The sequence below is a fragment of the Frigoribacterium sp. PvP032 genome (assembly GCF_017833035.1).
Taxonomy (GTDB): Bacteria; Actinomycetota; Actinomycetes; order Actinomycetales; family Microbacteriaceae; genus Frigoribacterium.
In genome coordinates this window covers 2,531,468-2,551,465 of the sequence record NZ_JAFIBM010000001.1, presented here as the reverse complement: position 1 = coordinate 2,551,465, position 19,998 = coordinate 2,531,468, and the positions used below count along the sequence as shown (strand labels likewise).

Below are 19,998 nucleotides of genomic sequence, written 5' to 3'. Positions count from 1 at the left end.
CGGCCAGGGGGGTGCTGGTGCGGCGGTCGGCGCAGGGCGCTAGGGACGCGCGGCCAGCAGCGCCCGCGTGTGCTCGTGCTGCGGCGCCGCGAAGACCTCTGTCGTGCGGCCCTGCTCGACGACCCGGCCGTCCTGCATCACGGCGACGCGGTCGGCCATGTGCCCGACCACGTCGAGGTCGTGCGAGATGAACAGGTAGGCGAGCCCCTCCTCGCGTTGCAGGTCGTCGAGCAGGTCGAGCACCTGCGCCTGCACCGAGACGTCGAGTGCTGACACCGGCTCGTCGCAGACGATCACCTGCGGGCGCGGCGCGAGGGCACGGGCGATGGCCACGCGCTGCCGCTGACCTCCCGACAAGGAAGCGGTGCCCCGGTCGACGAGGTCGGCCGCGAGCCCGACACGGTCGAGCAGGGCGAGCACGTCGCGACGGAGCGCGCCGCCGCCGACGCGCGTGCGCTCGCCGCTCGTGAGCGCGTCGGCGAGGAGCCGGCCCACGGGCAGCCGGGGGTCGAACGAGCTCGCCGGGTCCTGGTAGATCGCGCCGAGCAGCGGACGCCGTGCGCGGCGTTCCCGTTCGCGGAGGGGTGCCCACGCCTCGCCGAGCAGCTCGACCGTGCCGGCGTCAGGGTCGTCCAGCCCGAGCAGGAGGCGCGCGGTCGTCGTCTTGCCGCTCCCGGAGGCGCCCACCAGGCCGAGTGTCTCGCCCGCGCGCAGCTCGAGGGAGACGTCGTCGACGGCGACCCTGTCGGGTGCGCCGCGGCGGCCCGCGAACACGCGGCGGAGCCCGCTCGCGGCGAGCACGACCGACGCGGGCGTCGCCGACGATGAACCACGTTCCGAACCATGAACCGGGACATGTCCCGGTTCATGGTTCGGAACGCGGTTCATGGAGGAGGACACGGCTGGGTGAAGCGGCGCCTGAGGCGCGGGCGCGGGCGTTGGTGCCGGCGGGGACGCGGGCGCGGGCGTCGGTGCCGGCGGGGAGGCGGCAGCGGCCGGCGCGGAGAGCCGCGCACCGCGGGGCGCACCGCCCGGCAGGGCGGCGACCAGCATCCGCGTGTACTCGTGCTGCGGTGCGTCGAGCACGGCGGCCGTCGGCCCCGTCTCGACGACCTCGCCCGCCCGCATCACGACCACGCGGTCGGCCAGGCGCCGCACGACGCCGAGGTCGTGGCTGATCATCAGCACGGCGGTGCCGCCGTCGCGCAGCGCCCGCAGCCGGTCGACGACGACCCGCTGCACCTCGGCGTCGAGCGCCGTGGTCGGCTCGTCGGCGACGACCAGCTCGGGGCGCACGGCGAGGGCCGCCGCGATCAGCGCCCGCTGTCGCAGCCCGCCCGACAGCTCGCCGGAGCGGGAGCCGAGCCGCGCCTCCGGGTCGGGCATGCCCACCTCGGCCAGCACCTCCAGGGCCCGTTCCCGTCGCTGTCGCGGGGTCAGGCGGGTGTGCAGCCGCAGGGCGTCGTCGATCTCGCGGCCGATCGGGCGGAGGGGGTCGAGCGAGACGAGGGCGTCCTGCAGGACGAGGCCCACGCGGGCGCCGCGCACGCGTCGCCAGCCTGCCTCGCGCAGGCTGCCCAGGTCCGTGTCGCCGAGCGTCAGACGGCGGGAGGCGACCGTCCCGCCGGGGAGCCCGAGCAGGGCCCGCGCCGTCACGCTCTTGCCCGAGCCCGACTCGCCCACGATCGCCACGCACTCGCCGGCCGCGAGGGAGAACGAGACACCGTCGACGACCGGGCCGGAGCCGAACGAGACCCGGAGGTCGTCGACGACGAGCAGGGGAGCGGCGGCGGTCACGAGGCTCCTCCGCCCCGGCGTGCGAGTCCTCTGCCGAGCACGGTCGCCGAGGCTGCGGTGAGCACGACGGCGAGCCCGGGGAACACGGTCATCCACCACGCGCTCGTGACGTAGAGCCGGCCAGCCGAGAGCATCGCGCCCCACTCCGGTGCAGGAGGCGGGGCCCCGAGCCCGAGGTAGCTCAGCGACGACGCCCAGACGACCGCCTGGCCGAGGCCCAGCGTCGCGAGCACGACGACGGGTGCGAGCGCGTTCGGCAGGACGTGTCGCCAGAGCACGACGCCCGGACGGCGGCCCAGCACGACGGCCGCCTCGACCATCGCCGAGCGACGGACGCGCACGACCTGGCTGCGCACGATGCGCGCGTAGCCCGGTGCCGTCGCGAGCCCCACCGCGACGGTCGCGGGCAGGGCGCCCGGCCCCGTGAACGCGATCACGACGAGCGCGAGCAGCAGCCCCGGCAGGGCGAACATGACCTCGAGGAGGCGCGACACCGCCACGTCCGCCACTCGCCCCGGCAGGCGGCCGCCCCCGAAGCCCGCGGCCACGCCGAGGACGACGCCGAGGCCCGTGCCGATGATCGTGGCAGCGACGCCGATCGACAGGCTGGCGCCGGCGCCGTGCACCATGCGCGTCCAGATGCCCCGGCCGGACTCGTCGGTGCCGAACGGGTGCGCGAGCGACGGGGGCGTGAACGCGTCCGTCGGCGAGACCGCCAGGGGATCGGCGGGGGCGAGCAGGCCGGGCGCGACGGCCGCCACGACGACGAGGCAGAGGGCGACGGCGGCGACGAGCTCGGGGGCGCGGAGCCGGGTGTGGACCAGGCGGGCGAGAGGCGTCCGGGTGCGCGGCAGGACGCTCACGACGCTCGCTCCCGAGGATCGACGAGCCGCTCGGCCAGGTCGCCGAGCGCGACGACCACGACGTACGACAGGGCGGAGACGAGGGCGACCCCGGTGACCAGCGGGATGTCCCGCAGCGTCACGGCGCCGAGCAGCGTGCGGCCGAGACCCGGCCGGGCGAAGACGGACTCGACGACGACGGCACCGCTGAGCAGCGAGCCGAAGGCCCAGCCGGAGAGCGCCAGGCCGGGCAGCGCGGCGTGCCGCAGCAGGTGCCGTCCGAAGAGCCCGGAGGTCGACTCGCCCCTGGCACGCGCGGACAGGGCGAAGGGCGACGACGCCGCGTCGAGCAGGGAGTCGCGGGTCACCTGGCCGAGGAACCCTGCCACCGGCACGGCGAGCGTGACGACGGGCAGCACGAGCCCGATCGGCGTGCCGGTGCTCACCGGCGGGAGCAGGCCGAGCTGGGTGCTGAGCACCAGCACGAGCACGCTGCCCAGCCAGAAGTGCGGCACCGCGGCCGCGACGACCTCGAGGCCGGACGAGACCGCGGCGGCCACGCGGCCGCCCAGCGTCGCCCACCAGGCGGTCCCGAGCGCGATCAGCCACGCGACCACGAGCGCACACGCGGCCAGCACGATCGTGCCGGGGAGCTGGTCGAGCAGCAGGGCGCCGACGTCGGTGCGCAGCGAGTACGACGTGCCGAGGTCGCCCGTGGCCAGCCGGCCGAGCTGGGCCAGGTACTGCAGGAGGAGCGGGTCGTCCAGCCCGTACTGCTCCCGCACCAGGGCCAGCGCCTCCGCCGACGCCTGCGAGCCCGGCCCGCCGAGGATCGCCTCGGCCGGGTCGCCGGGCACCAGGCGGATCGCGAAGAAGACCATCGTGGCGACCGCCCAGAGCACGACGACGCCGCCGACGACGCGACCGAGCAGCCACCGGGCCGCCGAGGAGACGCGACCTCTCCCGGCGGCCCGCGTCAGGCGTGCGCGGCGGCCCGGCCGCGCGTCGCGCCCCGCCTCAGTCGGTACGGGAAGCGTCATACAAGGTGACGGCCGAGACCGGCGGCAGGGCGCGGACGCCGGTCACGGACGAGCGCACGAGGTAGTGGTTCTGCTGGTCGTAGAGCGGCAGCACCGTGTAGCTCTCGAGGATGGTCTGCTGGGCCTGCTGGTACAGGTCTGCCCGCTCGTCGGTGTCGCTCGTCTGAGCGGCGTCGGTCAGGAGCTCGTCGAGCGCCGGGTCGCTCAGCTGCGCCAGGTTGGCGAAGTAGCCGCTCGGGGCAGGCGTGATGCCGGCCGTGTCGTAGAGGATGCGCAGCACGTCGGGGCCGACCTTCGTGTACGGGGCGCTCACCAGGTCGTAGTCGTTCGCGGCGAGGGCGCCGTACCAGCTCGAGAGGTCGAGCGGCGAGAGCACGACCTCGATGCCCAGCTGCTTGGCCCCTGCCTGGATCTGCTCGAAGAGCGACTGCTCGGCCGGGATCGACTGGTTCGTGCTGACGGGGAACTCGAGGGAGAGGCGCTCGCCGCCCTTGGTGCGGTAGCCCTCGGAGTCGCGCTCCGTCCAGCCTGCCTCGTCGAGCAGGTCGCCGGCGGCGTCGGGGTCGACGTCGAAGAGCGACTCGTCCGACCACGCGAGCGGCTCGACGCTCGAGAGGGGCGAGTAGGAGCGCTTCGCCGTGCCGAAGAAGAGCGAGTCGATGCCGTCGTTCACGTCGACCCCGGTGATGAAGGCCTGTCGCACGCGCTCGTCGTCGAAGGGCGCCTTGCCCGAGTTCAGCTCGATCCGGTTCGCGGCGCCCGGACGGGGCGCGTCGATCTCGTCGAGCGTGTCGTCCTTCGCGGCGGCGACCAGGGTGTCGGGCTGGACGTTGTCGATGACGTCGACCTGGCCGGCCTGGAGGGCCGCGTAGCGAGCGGCGGAGTCGGGGATGAAGCGCCAGACGACCTCGTCGAGGTGGGCGGGGCCGTCGTGATCGGCGTCGGCAGGCGGCGACGAGTAGTCGTCGTTGCGGCTGAGGACGACGCGGTCCTGCTTCGTCCAGGACTCGACCACGAACGGGCCGGTGCCGACCGGCGACTCGCAGTTCACCTCCTGGGATCGCTGCAGCGCCTCCGGCGACTCCATGGCGAGCCACGGCTGGGTGAGCGACTCGAGCAGCGCGCTGTCGGGCTCGCTGAGGTCGAAGCGGGCGGTCCGAGCGTCGACGGCCTCGACGCCCGTGACCTTCTGCAGGGCGAGGTAGCCGGTCGACGAGAGCGTCTCCGGGTCTTGCAGGTGCGCCACGTTGGCCGCGACCGCAGCAGCGTCGAAGGGCGTGCCGTCCGTGAACTGGACGCCGTCGCGCAGCGTGAAGGTCCAGCTGAGGCCGTCGTCGGCCTCGACCCACGAGTCGGCGAGCCACGGCACGATCTCCCCGTCCGCGTCCTTCGACACGAGCGACTCGAGGTACTGGGTCGAGACGAGCGCCTGCGGGTAGTTCCCGCCGACGTGCGGGTCGAGGCAGGTGGGCTCGGCGTCTCCGGTCGCGTAGGTCAGGGTGCCGCCGGCGCGCGGGGTGCCGTCGTCGGTGGCAGCGCCGCCCGGGGTGCAGCCGGCGAGCAGCAGGGCTCCCGCCGAGGCGAGGGCGAGCAGGGAGAGAGGGCGCGTGCGCATGGGGCTCCGAACGGGGGATGACGGGACGTGCCTGCTTGTTGCACTCGGTACAACAAGGCCGCCGTCGAGTCTAGCGGCATGATGGACCCCATGTCAGGCGACGTGGGACCCCGCACCGGTCGATCCTCGGGGCGGCCACGCCGGTCGTCGGCGGACGTCCTGGCGGACGCCGCGGCCGAGCTGTTCCTCGAGCAGGGCTGGTCGCGCACGACGGTCGACCAGATCGCCCAGCGGGCCGGGGTCAGCCGCGGCACGTTCTTCAACTACTTCGAGTCGAAGGCGGACACCTTCTGGCTCGACCTGGACGCGACCGCGGCCGGCCTCGGCGACGCGCTCCGCGCCTCCTCTGGTGCCTCGCCCGTGCGCAGGGTCGAGTCGGCGCTGGTGCAGCTGGCCGCTGCGCACCCCGCCGACCGGGTGCCGTGGGCGCTGACGCAGTCGGACGCGATGGGGCTCGGCGACGACCTCGTGTCGTCGGCGGCCGTGCGTCTCGTCCGGATCCGCGCGACGTTGACGTCGTTCCTCTGCGAGACGGCCGGAGCGCCCCGCGGGGACGCCAGGGCCGAGGTGGCGGCGTCGGCCCTGCTGGCCGCGGCGGCCACGGCCGTCGTCACGTGGGCGCGGGCCGGCGTGCACAGGCGAGCCCTCGACCAGGAGGTGGCGGAGGCCCTGGCCCCCGTGGCCGACGGCCTCGCGGGCGCCGGGAGAGCCGCCGAGGGCTAGGCCGTGGGGGTGGAGGCGGTCGAGGGCGAGACGGGGGACAGCACGTCGTCGAGCTGGGCGCGCTTCGGGAACACGAACTTGTTCATGGCCCAGTAGCGGAAGACCATCGCGAGCATCGTGCCGATCACGGGGCCGCTGACGAAGTCCGCGATCTCCTGTGTGGTGCGCGAGACCTGGGGCACCTCGAAGCCGAGGCCGTAGCGCGACAGGTAGAGGGGAGCGGAGTTGATGGCCACGCCGATGACGCTCACGACCACGAACAGGAGCATCTCCTGGCCGGTGTGTCGATCGCCGCGGTCGTCGAACGACCACTTCTTGTTCATCCAGTACGACACGATCGTCGCCACGATGATGCCGAGCGACAGCGCGGTCACCGGGTGCTGGGGGATGACGAAGAGCTTGAGCCCGTAGTTGATCGCCATGGTGATCACGAAGCCGATGCCGCCGACCACGAGGAAGCGGAGGGCGGAGGGGTTGGCCTTGGCCAGTCGGATCATCGTGCGCACGGGCCGACGATACAGGGCGTCCCTAGGAGGGCGCCGGGCGTTGTCCCCTGGACGCACGCGGGCTGAGCGACAGCCGTACCTCTCCAGGATGATGTTGCCCGACGTGAGGACGAGGATCGCTCATGGCGCGTCCTGGGGGCGTCTCGGGTCGGTACGTTCTGATCACCGGCAGGCATCGACGCCGCCGGGGCCGGCGCTCCGGGGGTGGGGAGGAGCGCTGCGGCCTTGCTTCCCACGGGGACGGACACATCATGAAGGACTACAAGGCGGTCGCGCTCGCGCTTCCGACGATCGTCGCGCTGGCTCTCGGGGGAGTCGCCCTGACGGCTGCGCCCGCGCTGGCCGAGCCGGCGCCGATCGGGACCACGGAGGCGGTGTCCGCCGCTCCCGAGGACGCGGTCGCGGCGGACGAGGGTGCGGGGGCGCCTGCTGTCGAGGTGCCGACCGAGGTCGTCGAGCCGGAGGAGGCGGCAGCGCCTGCCCCCGAGGCTGTCGAGCCCGAGGAGGCGGCAGCGCCTGCCCCCGAGGTCGTCGAGCCGGAGGAGGCGGCAGCGCCTGCCCCCGAGGCACCTGCCACGCAGGGCACTGGGGCACAGATCGCCGCAGAGCCCACGGAGTTCTCGGTCACGAGCCCGCTCGACGGCACCGTGCTGCCGTCCGCCGGCGTCGTCGTGACCGCGGAGGTGCCGGAGGGCAGCGCGGTCAGGATGAGCAGCTCGCCCGGCGGGGGCGGCCGCTACGAGCCGTCGTCCGGCACGAGCATCTCGCAGGCGTTCTTCCTCGACGCGTCCACGGTGCCCGTCGAGCACGTCGTCACCGTCCAGGTGACGAGCCCTGACGGACGAGACCTCGGCTCCGTGCAGCGCCGGGTCGTCGCCCCGGCCCTGGCGCCCCTTCCTGCGCCGGTCCTCGTCACGCCGGCCACGGGGGCCGCCGTCGTGGGCGTCCCGTACTCCTCGGGCGACTTCAGCACCGGCGCGATCGAGCTGACGGGGACGGGGGCGCCCCGTGCGGTCATCGACGTCGACCTGCTCGCGCTGGACCCCGTCGTGCCCTGGGGCTACGACGACGAGGCTCCCCTCGTCGCCGCGGACGGATCGTGGCAGGACGTGGTCTGGATGCCGTACGGATCGTGGCGCGTCTCCGCCGCACAGCAGTCGTTCGACGCGAACGGCTTCGCGACGTCGCTGCGCTCGAGCTTCGACTCGACCGACGTCCTGGTGGTCGAGCCCGCGGCTGCTCCGGCCGCCCCGGTCGTCCTGCCCGTCGTGGAGGCGACCGCCGTCGTGCCCGTCGTGCCGGCGCGGTCGGTCGTCCCGTCCCTGCCTCGTGCTCTCGCGTCCACCGGCACGGACGAGGCCACGCCGTGGGCCGGACTCGTCGGCGCGGGCCTGGTCCTGCTCGGAGGGGCCTCGCTGTTCGTGGCCAGGAGGGCACGCCGGGCCTGACCTCACGTCCGGTCGAGCCGGAGCTCGAGGCCCGTCTCCTCGCGGGAGGCGGGCCCTCGTCGTCGGCAGGCCGAGCGGGGCGCGGTCAGCGACGCGGCTGCAGGCTCGGCTCGTCCGGTGTCGAGAGGGTGAGCACCGCCTCCTCGACGACGTCGTGCTCCTCGAGCTCGCGCTCGACGCGGCGGAGTGCGACGGCGACGTGCTCCTCGGTGTCGTCGCCGGTCATGTCGACGGCGGCGACCAGGTAGAGGCGGCTCGGCCCGACGAACTCCGTGTGCAGGTAGGTGACGCGGGCGATCTCGGGCCGGGCGAGCAGCCGCTCGAGCACCGTCGTCTCGAGCTCGTCGCTCGGGCTCTCGCCGACCAGGAACCGGCGGTTGCGGTCGACGAGCACCAGCGCGACGACGCCGAGCAGCACGCCGACGAGGATCGACCCGACCGCGTCGAACACGGCCGAGCCGGTGACCTGGTGCAGGAAGATGCCGAGGAACGCGATGAGCAGGCCGACCAGGGCGGCGGCGTCCTCGGCGAAGACGGCGCGCAGCGTCGAGTTCGAGCTCCGCAGCACGTAGCGCAGCGTGGGCACCTGCCCGGCCCTGGCGCTGCCGCGGGCCTGGCGGAGGGCCTGGAGGAACGACGTCCCCTCGAGCAGGAAGGCCACGCCGAGCACGACGTAGTTGACGAGGTAGTCCTCCGCCTCCTCGGCCGCGCCGAGCTGCGAGATGCCGTGCTGGATCGACACGACGGCGCCGACCGTGAAGAGCCCGAACGCAGCGAACATCGACCAGACGTACGTCTCCTTGCCGTAGCCGAGCGGGTGGTCCTCGTCCCTCTCCTTGACGCCGCGCTTGTCGGCGATGAACAGGAAGATCTCGTTGCCCGTGTCGGCCCACGAGTGTGCCGACTCCGCCACCATCGAGGCGGAGCCCGTGAGGAAGGCCGCCACGGTCTTCGCGACGGCGATCAGCAGGTTCGCGAGGAATGCCACGATCACCGTCGTCGTGCTCTCCGGCTTCGCCGCGGATCCGGCCTCGGTCGCCGCGGGCGCCGCCGCAGGGGGCTCTGGTGTCATGCTCCCGATTCTGCACTGCCTGCAGCTGATCGCGTCGCGCCTCCTCGGCTCGTATGATGGACGAGCACTGATCCGGCCATCACCGGGGAGCACTCGGCAGAACGCGTCGACCGTCCCGACACCTGGGGCAGGAGGCGTCACTAGACCCGAGCGGGGCAGGCCCGTCACAGCCGCAGCAGAGAGGTCGTCCCGTCAGGGGCGGCAAGCGAGGTGGTACCGCGCAGACCGAGAACCCTCGGCAGGCGTCCTCGTGGACGGACATCCGCAGCACCTGGAGCCCCCATGGCCTACAAGCCGGTACCCGCATCGCCCCGGTTCCCCGACGTCGAGCAGGGCGTGCTCGCCTTCTGGCGTCGCGACGACACCTTCCAGGAGTCGATCCGCGCCCGCGAGGGCCGCGACGAGTGGGTCTTCTACGACGGCCCGCCCTTCGCCAACGGCCTGCCGCACTACGGCCACCTGCTCACGGGCTACGCGAAGGACGTGTTCCCGCGGTACCAGACCATGCGCGGCAAGCAGGTGCACCGCCGCTTCGGCTGGGACACCCACGGCCTGCCCGCCGAGCTCGAGGCGATGCGCCAGCTCGGCATCACCGAGAAGCACCAGATCGACGAGATGGGCATCGGCGCGTTCAACGCCGCGGCCCGCAGCTCGGTGCTGCAGTACACCGACGAGTGGCAGGGCTACGTCACCCGCCAGGCCCGCTGGGTCGACTTCGACGACGACTACAAGACCCTCGACGTCAGCTACATGGAGAGCGTGCTCTGGGCCTTCAAGCAGCTCTGGGACAAGCAGCTGGCCTACGAGGGCTTCCGCGTGCTGCCCTACTGCTGGCACGACCAGACGCCGCTGTCGAACCACGAGCTGCGCATGGACGACGACGTCTACAAGATGCGCCAGGACCAGACGGTCACCGTCGCCTTCCCGCTCGTCGGCGCCAAGGCCGAGTCGCTCGGCCTGACCGGAGTCGAGGCGCTCGCCTGGACGACGACCCCGTGGACGCTGCCGACGAACATGGCGCTCGCCGTGGGGCCCGACATCTCGTACGTGACGGTGCCGCACGCGCTGCTGCCCGGCGAGCGCGCCGGCGACCAGCAGCTGCTCACGGGCAGCGTGTTCCTGCTCGCCGCCGACACGCTCGCCGCCTACGCGAAGGACCTCGGCTACGAGTCGGCCGAGGCCGCGCAGGCCGCCGTGACGGCGACCTTCGCGGGCGCCGAGCTCGAGGGCGTCGAGTACGACCGCATCTGGGACGTCTACGCCGACACGGAGGCGTGGGGCACCGAGAACGCCTGGCGCCTGCTGGTCGCGGACTACGTCGCGACCGGCGAGGGCACCGGCATCGTCCACCAGGCGCCCGCCTACGGCGAGGACGACCAGCTGGTCTGCGCCGCCGCCGGCATCCCCGTCATCGTCTCCGTCGACGAGGCCGGTCGGTTCCTGCCGATGTTCGACGAGCTCGGCGTCGCCGGGCTGCAGGTGTTCGAGGCCAACAAGGTGCTCGTGCAGCGCCTCCGTGCCGACGGCCGCCTGGTGCGCCTCGCGAGCTACGAGCACAGCTACCCGCACTGCTGGCGCTGCCGCAACCCGCTGATCTACAAGGCCGTCTCGAGCTGGTTCGTGCGCGTCACCGACGTGCGCGACCGCATGGGCGACCTCAACCAGGAGATCACCTGGGTGCCCGAGAACGTGAAGGACGGCCAGTTCGGCAAGTGGGTCGCGGGCGCCCGCGACTGGTCCATCTCGCGCAACCGCTACTGGGGCTCGCCGATCCCGGTGTGGCGCAGCGACGACCCCGCGTACCCGCGCACCGACGTCTACGGCTCGCTCGCCGAGCTCGAGGCCGACTTCGGCCGCCTGCCGACGAACGAGCAGGGCGAGCCCGACCTGCACCGTCCGTACATCGACGACCTGACCCGGCCGAACCCCGACGACCCCACGGGCCAGAGCACGATGCGCCGCATCGAGGACGTCTTCGACGTCTGGTTCGACTCGGGCTCGATGCCGTTCGCCCAGGTCCACTACCCGTTCGAGAACCAGGAGTGGTTCGAGACCCACGCCCCCGCCGACTTCATCGTCGAGTACATCGGGCAGACGCGCGGCTGGTTCTACGTCATGCACGCGCTCTCGACGGCGCTCTTCGACCGGCCCGCGTTCTCGAACGTGATCAGCCACGGCATCGTGCTCGGCTCGGACGGCCAGAAGATGTCGAAGAGCCTCCGCAACTACCCCGACGTCTCCGAGGTCTTCGACCGCGACGGCGCCGACGCCATGCGCTGGTTCCTCATGTCGAGCTCGGTCATCCGCGGCGGCAACCTCGTCGTGACCGAGGAGGGCATCCGCGAGGGCGTCCGGCAGTTCCTGCTGCCGCTGTGGAGCACCTACTACTTCTTCACCCTGTACGCGAACGCCGCCGACGGCGGCAGCTCGGGAGGCGAGGGCCGGCACGTCGCGGACGGCCTCGTCGCGACCTGGCGGACCGACTCGACCGACGTGCTCGACCGGTACCTGCTGGCGAAGACGCGCCTCCTCGTGACCAACGTCGAGCGACACCTCGACGCGCTCGACTCGCCGCTCGCTGCGGCCGCCCTGCGCGACTTCGCCGACGTGCTCACCAACTGGTACGTGCGCCGCTCGCGCGACCGGTTCTGGGCCGGCGACGACCGTGACGCCTTCGACACGCTCTTCACCGTCCTCGAGACGGTCACGCGGGTGGCGGCGCCCCTGGCGCCCCTCGTGACGGAGGAGATCTGGAAGGGCCTCACCGGCGGTCGGAGCGTGCACCTCACCGACTGGCCCGACGCCTCCGCGTTCCCCGAGGACGAGGCCCTCGTCGCCTCGATGGACGCCGTCCGGGCGATCGCGTCGTCCGGCCTGGCGCTGCGCAAGGCGACCGGCCTGCGCGTCCGCCTGCCGCTGGCGCGCCTCACCGTCGTCGCGCCCGACCCGGCTGGCCTCGAGCCGTTCGGCTCGATCCTCCGCGACGAGCTGAACGTCAAGGAGGTGGCGTTCACGCCCCTGACGGAGGAGAGCCTCGGCGAGTGGGGCGTCACCCGCAAGCTGACCGTCAACGCCCGCGCCGCCGGCCCTCGCATCGGCAAGCAGGTGCAGCAGGTCATCCCGGCCGCGAAGAAGGGCGACTGGGCCCCGGCGGGCGAGAACGTCGTCGTCGGCGGCGTCGAGCTGCTGCCCGGCGAGTTCACGCTCGAGCTGGCGGTCGACGACCCGTCGGCCGCGATCGCCTTCGTCGGCGACGGCGGCTTCGTGCTGCTCGACACCGCGACGACGCCCGAGCTCGAGGCCGAGGGCCTGGCCCGCGACGTCGTCCGGGCCGTGCAGCAGGCACGCAAGGCCGCGGGCCTCGACGTCTCCGACCGCGTCGTGACGACCGTGACGACCGACGCGGTCGCGGCCGCGGCGCTCGGGACGCACCGCGACATGGTGCAGGCCGAGACCCTGACGACCGAGCTGGTCGTCGACGTGCAGGACGACGTCGCGGGACGCGACGGGAAGGTCGCGGTCGGCTCCGGCTCGGCCGTGACGGTGGAGGTGCGACGAGCGTGAGCCCGAAGAAGAACAAGAAGGACGACGGCGCCGGACACGACGACGGCGAGTTCGCCGCCGAGGCGACTCGGGTGCACGACGAGCTGCTGGCCCGGGTGGGGGAGTCCGCCCCCGAGCCGCGCCTCTCGGCCACGCGCCGTGCCGTGGAGCTGCTCGGCGACCCGCAGCGCGCCTACCCCGTCATCCACATCACCGGCACGAACGGCAAGACGTCGACCAGCCGCATGATCGAGAGCGTCCTCCGGGCTCACGGGCTGCGGACCGGGCTGATGACCAGCCCCCACCTCGTGCGCCTCAACGAGCGCATCGTCGTCGACGGCGAGCCGATCAGCGACGAGCGCCTCGTCGCCAACTGGGACGACATCCAGCCCTACCTGACGATGGTCGACACCGAGCTGGCGGCTGCCGGCGAGCCGACCCTCACGTTCTTCGAGGCCCTGACGGCGCTCGCCTTCGCGTGCTTCGCCGACGCCCCGGCCGACGTCGTCGTGCTCGAGGTCGGCATGGGCGGCGAGTGGGACAGCACGAACGTCGCCGACGGCCAGGTCGCCGTCTTCACGCCGATCGCGCTCGACCACCAGGCACGACTGGGCTCGACCGTCGAGGCCATCGCGCGCACCAAGGCCGGCATCGTCAAGCCGGCCGCCTCCGTCGTCAGCGCGGCCCAGCTGCCGGAGGCGCTGGCCGAGCTGCAGCGCGCCGCCGAGCTCACCGAGTCGTCGCTGGCCGTCGAGGGCGTCGCCTTCGGCGTCGAGTCGACGACGGTGGCGGTGGGTGGCCAGGTCGTCACGATCCGCGGGGTCGCCGGTCGCTACGAAGACCTGCTGCTGCCGCTCTTCGGCGACCACCAGGCCCAGAACGCGGCCGTCGCCGTGGCCGCGGTCGAGTCGTTCCTCGGCAGCGGCAGCCAGGCGCTCGACCACGACGTGCTCGCCGAGGGGCTCGCCGCGGCGACGTCACCGGGGCGGCTGCAGATCGTCGCGAACGAGCCGACGATCCTGGTCGACGCGGCGCACAACCCGCACGGCGCCCGCGCCCTGGCCAAGGCGATCGACGACTACTTCCAGTTCGGGCGCGTCGTCGCGGTGCTGTCCGTACTCGCCGACAAGGACGCCGCCGGCATCGTGCGTGCGCTCTCCGGCACGGTCGACCAGTTCGTCGTCACGCAGAGCGGCTCCGACCGCTCCGTCGACGCCGACGAGCTCGCCGCCGTCGCCGTGGGCGTCGTCGGCGCGGCACGGGTCGTCGTCGAGACCGATCTCGTGTCGGCGCTCCGCACGGCGCGTGACCTCGCCGACGAGGCCGAGGGCGACGAGCCCGGCGGCGTCGTCGTGACCGGCTCGATCACGCTGGTCGGCGACGTCATCGCGCTCTCGCAGTCCGAGGGCGGGCTCTCGTGACCGAGGCACCGCCTCCTGAGGGGCCTGCCGGCCCCGCTCGCCCGACCCGCAGGGCCCGTCGTCGCGGCGCCGCGGAGAGCCTGCTCTCGATCGTGCTCGTGCTCGAGGCCATGTCGCTGTTCTTCGTCATGCTCGTCGTCAACGGCCGCGACCTGCTGCCCACCGGCGTCGCGTTCGGCGGCGGCCTCGGCGCGATCGTCCTGATCCTGCTCGTGTCGCGCACCCTGCGCTGGCGCTGGGGGATCGTGCTCGGCTGGGTCGTCCAGCTCGGGCTCGTCGCCTGCGGGCTGCTCGACCCCGTCATGTACGTCGTAGCGGCCCTGTTCGTCGCGATCTGGACCTACTGCCTCGTCAAGGGGACGCAGCTCGACCGCATGAACGCGGCGCGCTTCGGCCCGCAGCCCTGACGGCCCGCACCGGCGCGCCAGGCCAGCAGCCACCAGCCACCCGAACCACCATCCGTCCCACACGAAGGAGCACCAGTGACCGACCTCCAAGAGACCCTCGTCCTCGTCAAGCCCGACGGCGTCGCCCGCGGCCTCACCGGCGAGATCCTGCGCCGCATCGAGGCGAAGGGCTACTCACTCGTCGACCTGCGCCTCGTCCAGGCCGACCGCGACCTGCTCGCGCAGCACTACGAGGAGCACGTGGGCAAGCCGTTCTACGAGCCCCTCGTCGAGTTCATGCAGAGCGGCCCGACCGTCGCCATCCGCGTGGCGGGCAACGGCGTGATCCCCGGCTTCCGCTCGCTGGCCGGCACGACCGACCCGACCACCGCGGCGCCCGGCACCATCCGCGGCGACCTCGGCCGCGACTGGGGCCTCGCCGTGCAGCAGAACCTCGTTCACGGCAGCGACAGCCCCGAGAGCGCCGCGCGCGAGCTCGCTCTGTGGTTCTGATCGTCTGAGACGAAGGAGGGGCGGTGCCGGTCTCCGAGACCGGCACCGCCCCTCCTTCGTCGTTCGCGACAGGGCGTCGGTCAGGGGGACGGCGTCGCAGTCGAGCCGGGCAGCTCGCCCGTGCTCGTGTCGCCGGTCGGCTGGCCGCCGGCGACCTCGGCCACGAACTGCGCGAACGCCGCAGCGTCGGTCGGCGAGCCCTGGTACTGCTGCCCGTTGACCAGGACGGTGGGCGTCGCGGACACCGCGGCGAGGTCGGAGTTCGGCAGCGGGTCGTTCAGCGCCCGCTCGGTCGCGGAGGCGACCCAGTCGGTGAACTGCCCGTCGGTGATGCAGGAGGCGACGGCAGGGTCGTCCGCACCGGCGCCCTGCACGAGCGTCACCAGCTCGTCGTTCGTCAGGCCGGTCGTGTTCTCAGCCGGCTGCTGCGCGAACAGGGCGGTGTTGACGTCGAGCGCGGTGTCCGGCTGGTAGTTCGCGACGCAGGCCAGGGCGTTGGCCGACCTGGTCGAGTACTTCGACCCGAGGCTGGCGTTGTCGAGGAACCCGAGGGGGTGGATCTCGAGGTCGGCCACGCCCTGGGTGACCCAGGTCTCGAGCTGCTCGGCGTTCGTGGTGTCGAACTGGCCGCAGTAGGGGCACATGTAGTCGAGGTAGACGACGATGCTCGGCTTCTCGGCCGTGCCCGCGGCGGACGGGGTGGGGGAGCCGTCGGCGGGCGTCGCGTCCGTCTGCACGGCGGAGACGGTCGTGCCGTCGCCCGAGAGCACGATGCCGTCGCTGGCCATGTTCAGGGGGCCGGGGCCCGCCGGCGCCAGGGACCGCGTGATCACGAGGGCCACGACGGCGAGCACCGCGAGGACGCCGACGACGAGGCCGCCCTGCAGGGCCCACTTGTTGCGGCGTCGTCGCTTGGCCTCCGCCTCACGGGTGACACGGGCCTTCTCGCGGGCCGACTCCCGTCGCTCGCGCTTGGTCTCTCCGGGTGCGGCTGGTGGCGTCATGAGTCCTCGCTCGTCGGTGTTCGTGGCCTCGTCGACCCTCTCGCACCTCCCCATGGGGAGGCTGAGCGGACTAGCCGAGCAGGGTGGGCAGGAGGAGCGGGAACTGGACCAGGATCACCGTCGCGACGACGATGTAGTTCAGCACGGGCAGGACCCACGAGAACGGCAGGAACGCCGCGGCGGCCCGCTGGAGGCGGCCGTGCGGCACGGTCACGCCGCGGGCGAGCCCCCAGACCAGCAGGATCCAGAAGAGCGGGATGGTGACGGACCAGACGAGCATGCACCACGGGCAGAGGGCGCCGATGACGAACACCGTCTGGGTGAACAGCCACGTGATGAAGACCCAGGCCAGGAACACGCCCGTGGTGAAGGCGATCCAGAACCACCGGGCGAACCTGCCGCTGGCGAGCAGGCCGAGGCCGACGGCGACCGGAGCCGCGAAGCCGACCAGGCCGAGGATCGGGTTGGGGAAGCCGAACAGCGACGCCTGCCAGCTGTTGATGACGGGCGAGCAGCCGACGAACGGGTTGACGTCGCAGCCGAGTGACGCCGTCGGGTTCTCCAGCAGCCGGAACTTGTCGACCGTGAGGGCGAACGACCCGAGCAGCCCGACGAGCCCGGCGATCACCAGGAGGACGGCCGGGACGACGACGGGTCGACCCGTCGACGGGTGGGTGCGCTGAGGCGCTCTCTGCTCGGTCACGACGACGATCATCTCACCGTCCAGAGCGTGGTCCGAGGCGAGGCGTGCGATAATCGAGCCAGTCGCGGGGCGAAGGTCCCGGGATCAAGACTTTCCGGGCCGTGCTGCACCGCGGGGCCGTCTGCAGGTCGGCCTCCACGAGTGGCCGTCCCGGCGGGCGGACACCGTCAGGTGGCAGCTAGATCCGGGCCAGGGCGCAGTCGCCCACCGCCGGACAGCCAGTTCCGGACAGAGCAACGAAGAACCTGACGTCGACGAACGACATCCGGGGAGACGCCCGCAGAGACGGGCGCCGGCTCCGGCTGACCGAACGCGACGTCGCTGACGATGCGCGCCGTGAGAGGGCGCGGTGGCCGCAGGCAGGTGCAGGGCGCCTCCCGGCCACGACACGAGACCACCCGGCGACGGCGATGCCGACGGCGGGTCGAGGAGCACACCAGCAGTGGTGGACAAGAACGAACACGACAGAGACGGTCAGCCGAAGAAGAAGAGGGGCCTGTTCGCCGGGCTCCTGTCGCGCCAGGTGCCCGCACCGGCGACGACCGCGCGCCGCGCGCTCGGCACCGCCCCCCACGACCGGAACGACGACGCCCAGGAGGCCTCACCCGTGACCAGCGAGAAGGAGGTCGGGGCCGAGGCCGCGACCAGCAGCGACAGCACCAGCACCGACAGCGCCATCACCGAGATCGACACCGCCAGGCCCGCGCAGACGGAGGCCGTGGTCGACACCGAGGCCGTCCAGGCCGACATCGCGGCCGTCGCGCCGCCGCGCGCCGAGGCCCCCGTCGACGACGCGGACGCCGCCGTCGACGCCGAGGCGGGCCCCATCCCGGCCCAGCTCACCACCACGAGCCTGATCTTCCACGCGCCCGAGATCCTCCCGCTGCCGGCCAGGCCGGGGCGTCGTCGCCACGACGACGAGTGGGACGACCGCGACGACCGTGACGACCGCGACGACGACGACCGCGACCAGCGTGACGACGACGGCGACGACGACGACCGTGACGAGCCTCAGCGCGGCACCTCGCGCCGTCGTCAGCGCGGCCGTTCGCAGGACCGCGAGGAGCGCGACTCCGAGCAGCGTCAGGGCAGCGACCGCGGCGATCGTCGCGAGCGCCCGCAGCGCCAGGTCGAGCTCATCACCGAGCCGCAGCGCATCAAGGGCTCGACCCGTCTCGAGGCGAAGAAGCAGCGTCGCCGTGACGGCCGTGACGCCGGCCGCCGCCGCACGGTCATCACCGAGGCCGAGTTCCTGGCCCGCCGCGAGAGCGTCGACCGCAAGATGATCGTCCGCTCGTCGGGCGACCGCATCGAGATCGGCGTCATGGAGGACGGCACGCTCGCCGAGCACTACGTCGCCAAGGCGCAGAACGTCTCGCTGATCGGCAACGTCTACCTCGGTCGCGTGCAGAACGTCCTGCCCAGCATGGAGGCGGCGTTCGTCGACATCGGACGCGGCCGGAACGCCGTGCTCTACTCGGGCGAGGTCGACTGGGACTCGCTGTCGAACGGCAACCAGCCGCGCCGCATCGAGCTCGCGCTGAAGCCCGGCGACCGTGTGCTCGTCCAGGTCACGAAGGACCCGGTGGGCCACAAGGGCGCCCGCCTCACGAGCCAGATCTCGCTGCCCGGCCGCTACCTCGTCTACGTGCCGAACGGCTCGATGAACGGCATCAGCCGCAAGCTGCCCGACACCGAGCGCGCGCGCCTCAAGAAGATCCTGAAGGAGGCGCTCCCCGAGAACGCGGGAGTCATCGTCCGCACCGCGGCCGAGGGCACCACGGAGGAGCAGCTCACCCTCGACATCACGCGCCTGACGAACCAGTGGGCCGACATCAGCAGCAAGGTCGAGGTCGGCAACGCCCCCGCGCAGCTGCACTCGGAGCCCGACCTGCTGATCAAGATCGTCCGCGACGTCTTCAACGAGGACTTCCACGAGCTGGTCATCGACGGCGACGACGCCTACGACACCCTGCAGTCGTACCTGTCGGCCGTCGCGCCCGACCTGCTCGACCGTGTCAAGCGCTACGAGGGCGACCGTGACGCCTTCGACGAGTACCGCCTCAACGAGCAGATCGAGAAGGCGCTCGACCGAAAGGTCTGGCTGCCGTCCGGCGGCTCGCTGGTCATCGACCGCACCGAGGCCATGACGGTCGTCGACGTCAACACCGGCAAGTTCGTCGGCTCGGGGGGCAACCTCGAGGAGACGGTCACGAAGAACAACCTCGAGGCCGCAGAGGAGATCGTCCGTCAGCTGCGCCTCCGCGACATCGGCGGCATCATCGTCGTCGACTTCATCGACATGGTCCTCGAGTCGAACCGCGACCTCGTGCTCCGTCGCCTGGTCGAGTGCCTCAGCCGTGACCGCACCAAGCACCAGGTCGCCGAGGTCACCTCGCTCGGACTCGTGCAGATGACGCGCAAGAAGCTCGGGCTCGGCCTCGCCGAGTCGTTCGCCGAGGCAGGCAGCGCCGCACGCGTGCAGGAGCAGCAGCCCCGCAAGGGCCAGGAGCAGCGTCGCCGGGGCGGAGCGCAGGCCGGCAAGCAGGGCGGCACGACCGGCGCCTCCGGCGGTCAGGGTCGCGGCTCGAACGGCCAGGGCGGCCAGGCGGGCTCGTCGGCACACCCGACGACCGGCACCCACGCCATCACCGACGACGTCAAGAACGCGCTCTCGCGCATCGCGGCGTCCACGATCGCGCACGCCGAGGACGGCGACCGGCCGGCCGACAGCGACAGCGCCGCCACCGCGGCGGCCGCCGTCGAGGCGGCCATCGACGCCGCCGCGGCGTCGGTGTCGTCCAGCCGGCCCGACGAGGCCCAGGACGACTCGTCCGACGAGCCTCGCCGCAGCCGTGGCGGCCGCAAGGGCCGTCGTGGCTCCCGGTCGCGCGACTCCGAGCAGGGCGACCAGCCGAGCCGCGAGGCGTCCCCGTCGGTCGAGGCGCCGAGCTCGGCGCCCGTCGACGAGGCACCGGTTGCCGACGTCGCTCCCGTGGCGGCACAGCCGGCAGCCGCGGCCGCGGCGCCCGCAGCGACCGAGGCCCCGGCCGCCCCGGCGAAGCGCGGCAGCCGCCGTGCGGCGTCGACCGCCACGGTCACCCCCGAGGCGTCCGTCGCGATCCTCGACATCCCGGTGGCCGCGACCCGTCGCGAGCCCCGCAAGATGAGCACGCAGGACGCCGAGCAGATCCTCGACAGCGTGCTCGGCGCGCTGCCCGAGCCGAAGCAGCCCGGACAGGGCCGTGGCCGCTCGCGCCGCGCCTCCAGCTCGGGCACGACGACGCCGGCCGCGGCGGCCGACTCGTCCGAGCAGGGCGAGGGCGGGCCGTTCATCCTGGGCGTGGGGGTCAGCTCCGACGAACTGTGACTCGTCTAGGGTGAC

The 19,998-nt window shown here is 72.9% G+C and carries 15 protein-coding genes; 7 read left to right on the top strand and 8 right to left on the bottom strand.

Annotation, left to right across the window (positions count from 1 at the left end):
* Positions 1–39 precede the first annotated feature (39 nt).
* From JOE35_RS11680 to JOE35_RS11665, 4 genes are read right to left on the bottom strand one after another with little or no spacing between them, the layout of a single operon-like run.
* Positions 40–1,797: an ABC transporter ATP-binding protein gene (locus tag JOE35_RS11680; protein WP_307803061.1), complete on the bottom strand. Its 1,758-nt coding sequence runs from the start codon at positions 1,795–1,797 to the stop codon at positions 40–42.
* The gene (locus JOE35_RS11675) at positions 1,794–2,660 is read right to left on the bottom strand and encodes an ABC transporter permease (protein WP_209561211.1); all 867 of its coding nucleotides are present in this window, start codon (positions 2,658–2,660) and stop codon (positions 1,794–1,796) included. Before JOE35_RS11675 ends, JOE35_RS11680 begins: the two co-directional genes overlap by 4 nt.
* Complete coding sequence (locus JOE35_RS11670) at positions 2,657–3,679, bottom strand: ABC transporter permease (RefSeq protein WP_209561210.1); 1,023 nt, start codon at positions 3,677–3,679, stop codon at positions 2,657–2,659. Before JOE35_RS11670 ends, JOE35_RS11675 begins: the two co-directional genes overlap by 4 nt.
* Complete coding sequence (locus tag JOE35_RS11665; RefSeq protein ID WP_209561209.1) at positions 3,657–5,294, bottom strand: ABC transporter substrate-binding protein; 1,638 nt, start codon at positions 5,292–5,294, stop codon at positions 3,657–3,659. Before JOE35_RS11665 ends, JOE35_RS11670 begins: the two co-directional genes overlap by 23 nt.
* 90 nt (positions 5,295–5,384) lie before the next feature.
* On the opposite strand from JOE35_RS11665, the gene JOE35_RS11660 reads away from it, so the two are divergent.
* Positions 5,385–6,017, top strand: coding sequence for a TetR/AcrR family transcriptional regulator (locus tag JOE35_RS11660; protein WP_209561208.1), 633 nt, complete (start codon positions 5,385–5,387; stop codon positions 6,015–6,017).
* On the opposite strand, the gene JOE35_RS11655 is transcribed toward JOE35_RS11660, so the two are convergent.
* Complete coding sequence (locus JOE35_RS11655) at positions 6,014–6,514, bottom strand: GtrA family protein (protein ID WP_245186641.1); 501 nt, start codon at positions 6,512–6,514, stop codon at positions 6,014–6,016. The genes JOE35_RS11660 and JOE35_RS11655 overlap by 4 nt on opposite strands.
* 260 nt (positions 6,515–6,774) lie before the next feature.
* Here JOE35_RS11655 and JOE35_RS11650 point away from each other — a divergent pair, with 260 nt between their 5' ends.
* Complete coding sequence (locus JOE35_RS11650; RefSeq protein ID WP_209561206.1) at positions 6,775–7,971, top strand: LPXTG cell wall anchor domain-containing protein; 1,197 nt, start codon at positions 6,775–6,777, stop codon at positions 7,969–7,971.
* 85 nt (positions 7,972–8,056) lie between these two features.
* Here JOE35_RS11650 and JOE35_RS11645 read toward each other — a convergent pair whose 3' ends face one another.
* The gene (locus JOE35_RS11645) at positions 8,057–9,043 is read right to left on the bottom strand and encodes a cation diffusion facilitator family transporter (protein ID WP_209561205.1); all 987 of its coding nucleotides are present in this window, start codon (positions 9,041–9,043) and stop codon (positions 8,057–8,059) included.
* A gap of 282 nt (positions 9,044–9,325) precedes the next feature.
* On the opposite strand from JOE35_RS11645, the gene ileS reads away from it, so the two are divergent.
* From ileS to ndk, 4 genes are all read left to right on the top strand, one after another.
* Positions 9,326–12,607, top strand: a complete 3,282-nt coding sequence (gene ileS, locus JOE35_RS11640; protein WP_209561204.1) for an isoleucine--tRNA ligase — start codon at positions 9,326–9,328, stop codon at positions 12,605–12,607.
* On the top strand, positions 12,604–14,007 hold the full coding sequence (locus JOE35_RS11635) for a folylpolyglutamate synthase/dihydrofolate synthase family protein (RefSeq protein ID WP_209561203.1): 1,404 nt from the start codon (positions 12,604–12,606) through the stop codon (positions 14,005–14,007). Before ileS ends, JOE35_RS11635 begins: the two co-directional genes overlap by 4 nt.
* Positions 14,004–14,414, top strand: a complete 411-nt coding sequence (locus tag JOE35_RS11630) for a DUF4233 domain-containing protein (RefSeq protein ID WP_209561202.1) — start codon at positions 14,004–14,006, stop codon at positions 14,412–14,414. Before JOE35_RS11635 ends, JOE35_RS11630 begins: the two co-directional genes overlap by 4 nt.
* Positions 14,415–14,489: 75 nt before the next feature.
* Positions 14,490–14,906, top strand: a complete 417-nt coding sequence (ndk, locus tag JOE35_RS11625; RefSeq protein WP_123548247.1) for a nucleoside-diphosphate kinase — start codon at positions 14,490–14,492, stop codon at positions 14,904–14,906.
* Between the two features lie 80 nt (positions 14,907–14,986).
* On the opposite strand, the gene JOE35_RS11620 is transcribed toward ndk, so the two are convergent.
* Positions 14,987–15,910, bottom strand: a complete 924-nt coding sequence (locus JOE35_RS11620) for a thioredoxin domain-containing protein (RefSeq protein WP_209561201.1) — start codon at positions 15,908–15,910, stop codon at positions 14,987–14,989.
* Positions 15,911–15,980: 70 nt separating this feature from the next.
* Positions 15,981–16,613, bottom strand: a complete 633-nt coding sequence (locus JOE35_RS11615) for a vitamin K epoxide reductase family protein (protein ID WP_307803060.1) — start codon at positions 16,611–16,613, stop codon at positions 15,981–15,983.
* 445 nt (positions 16,614–17,058) lie between these two features.
* Between JOE35_RS11615 and JOE35_RS11610 the strand changes: the two genes are divergently transcribed.
* The gene (locus JOE35_RS11610) at positions 17,059–19,983 is read left to right on the top strand and encodes an Rne/Rng family ribonuclease (protein WP_307803059.1); all 2,925 of its coding nucleotides are present in this window, start codon (positions 17,059–17,061) and stop codon (positions 19,981–19,983) included.
* Positions 19,984–19,998: the final 15 nt, after the last annotated feature.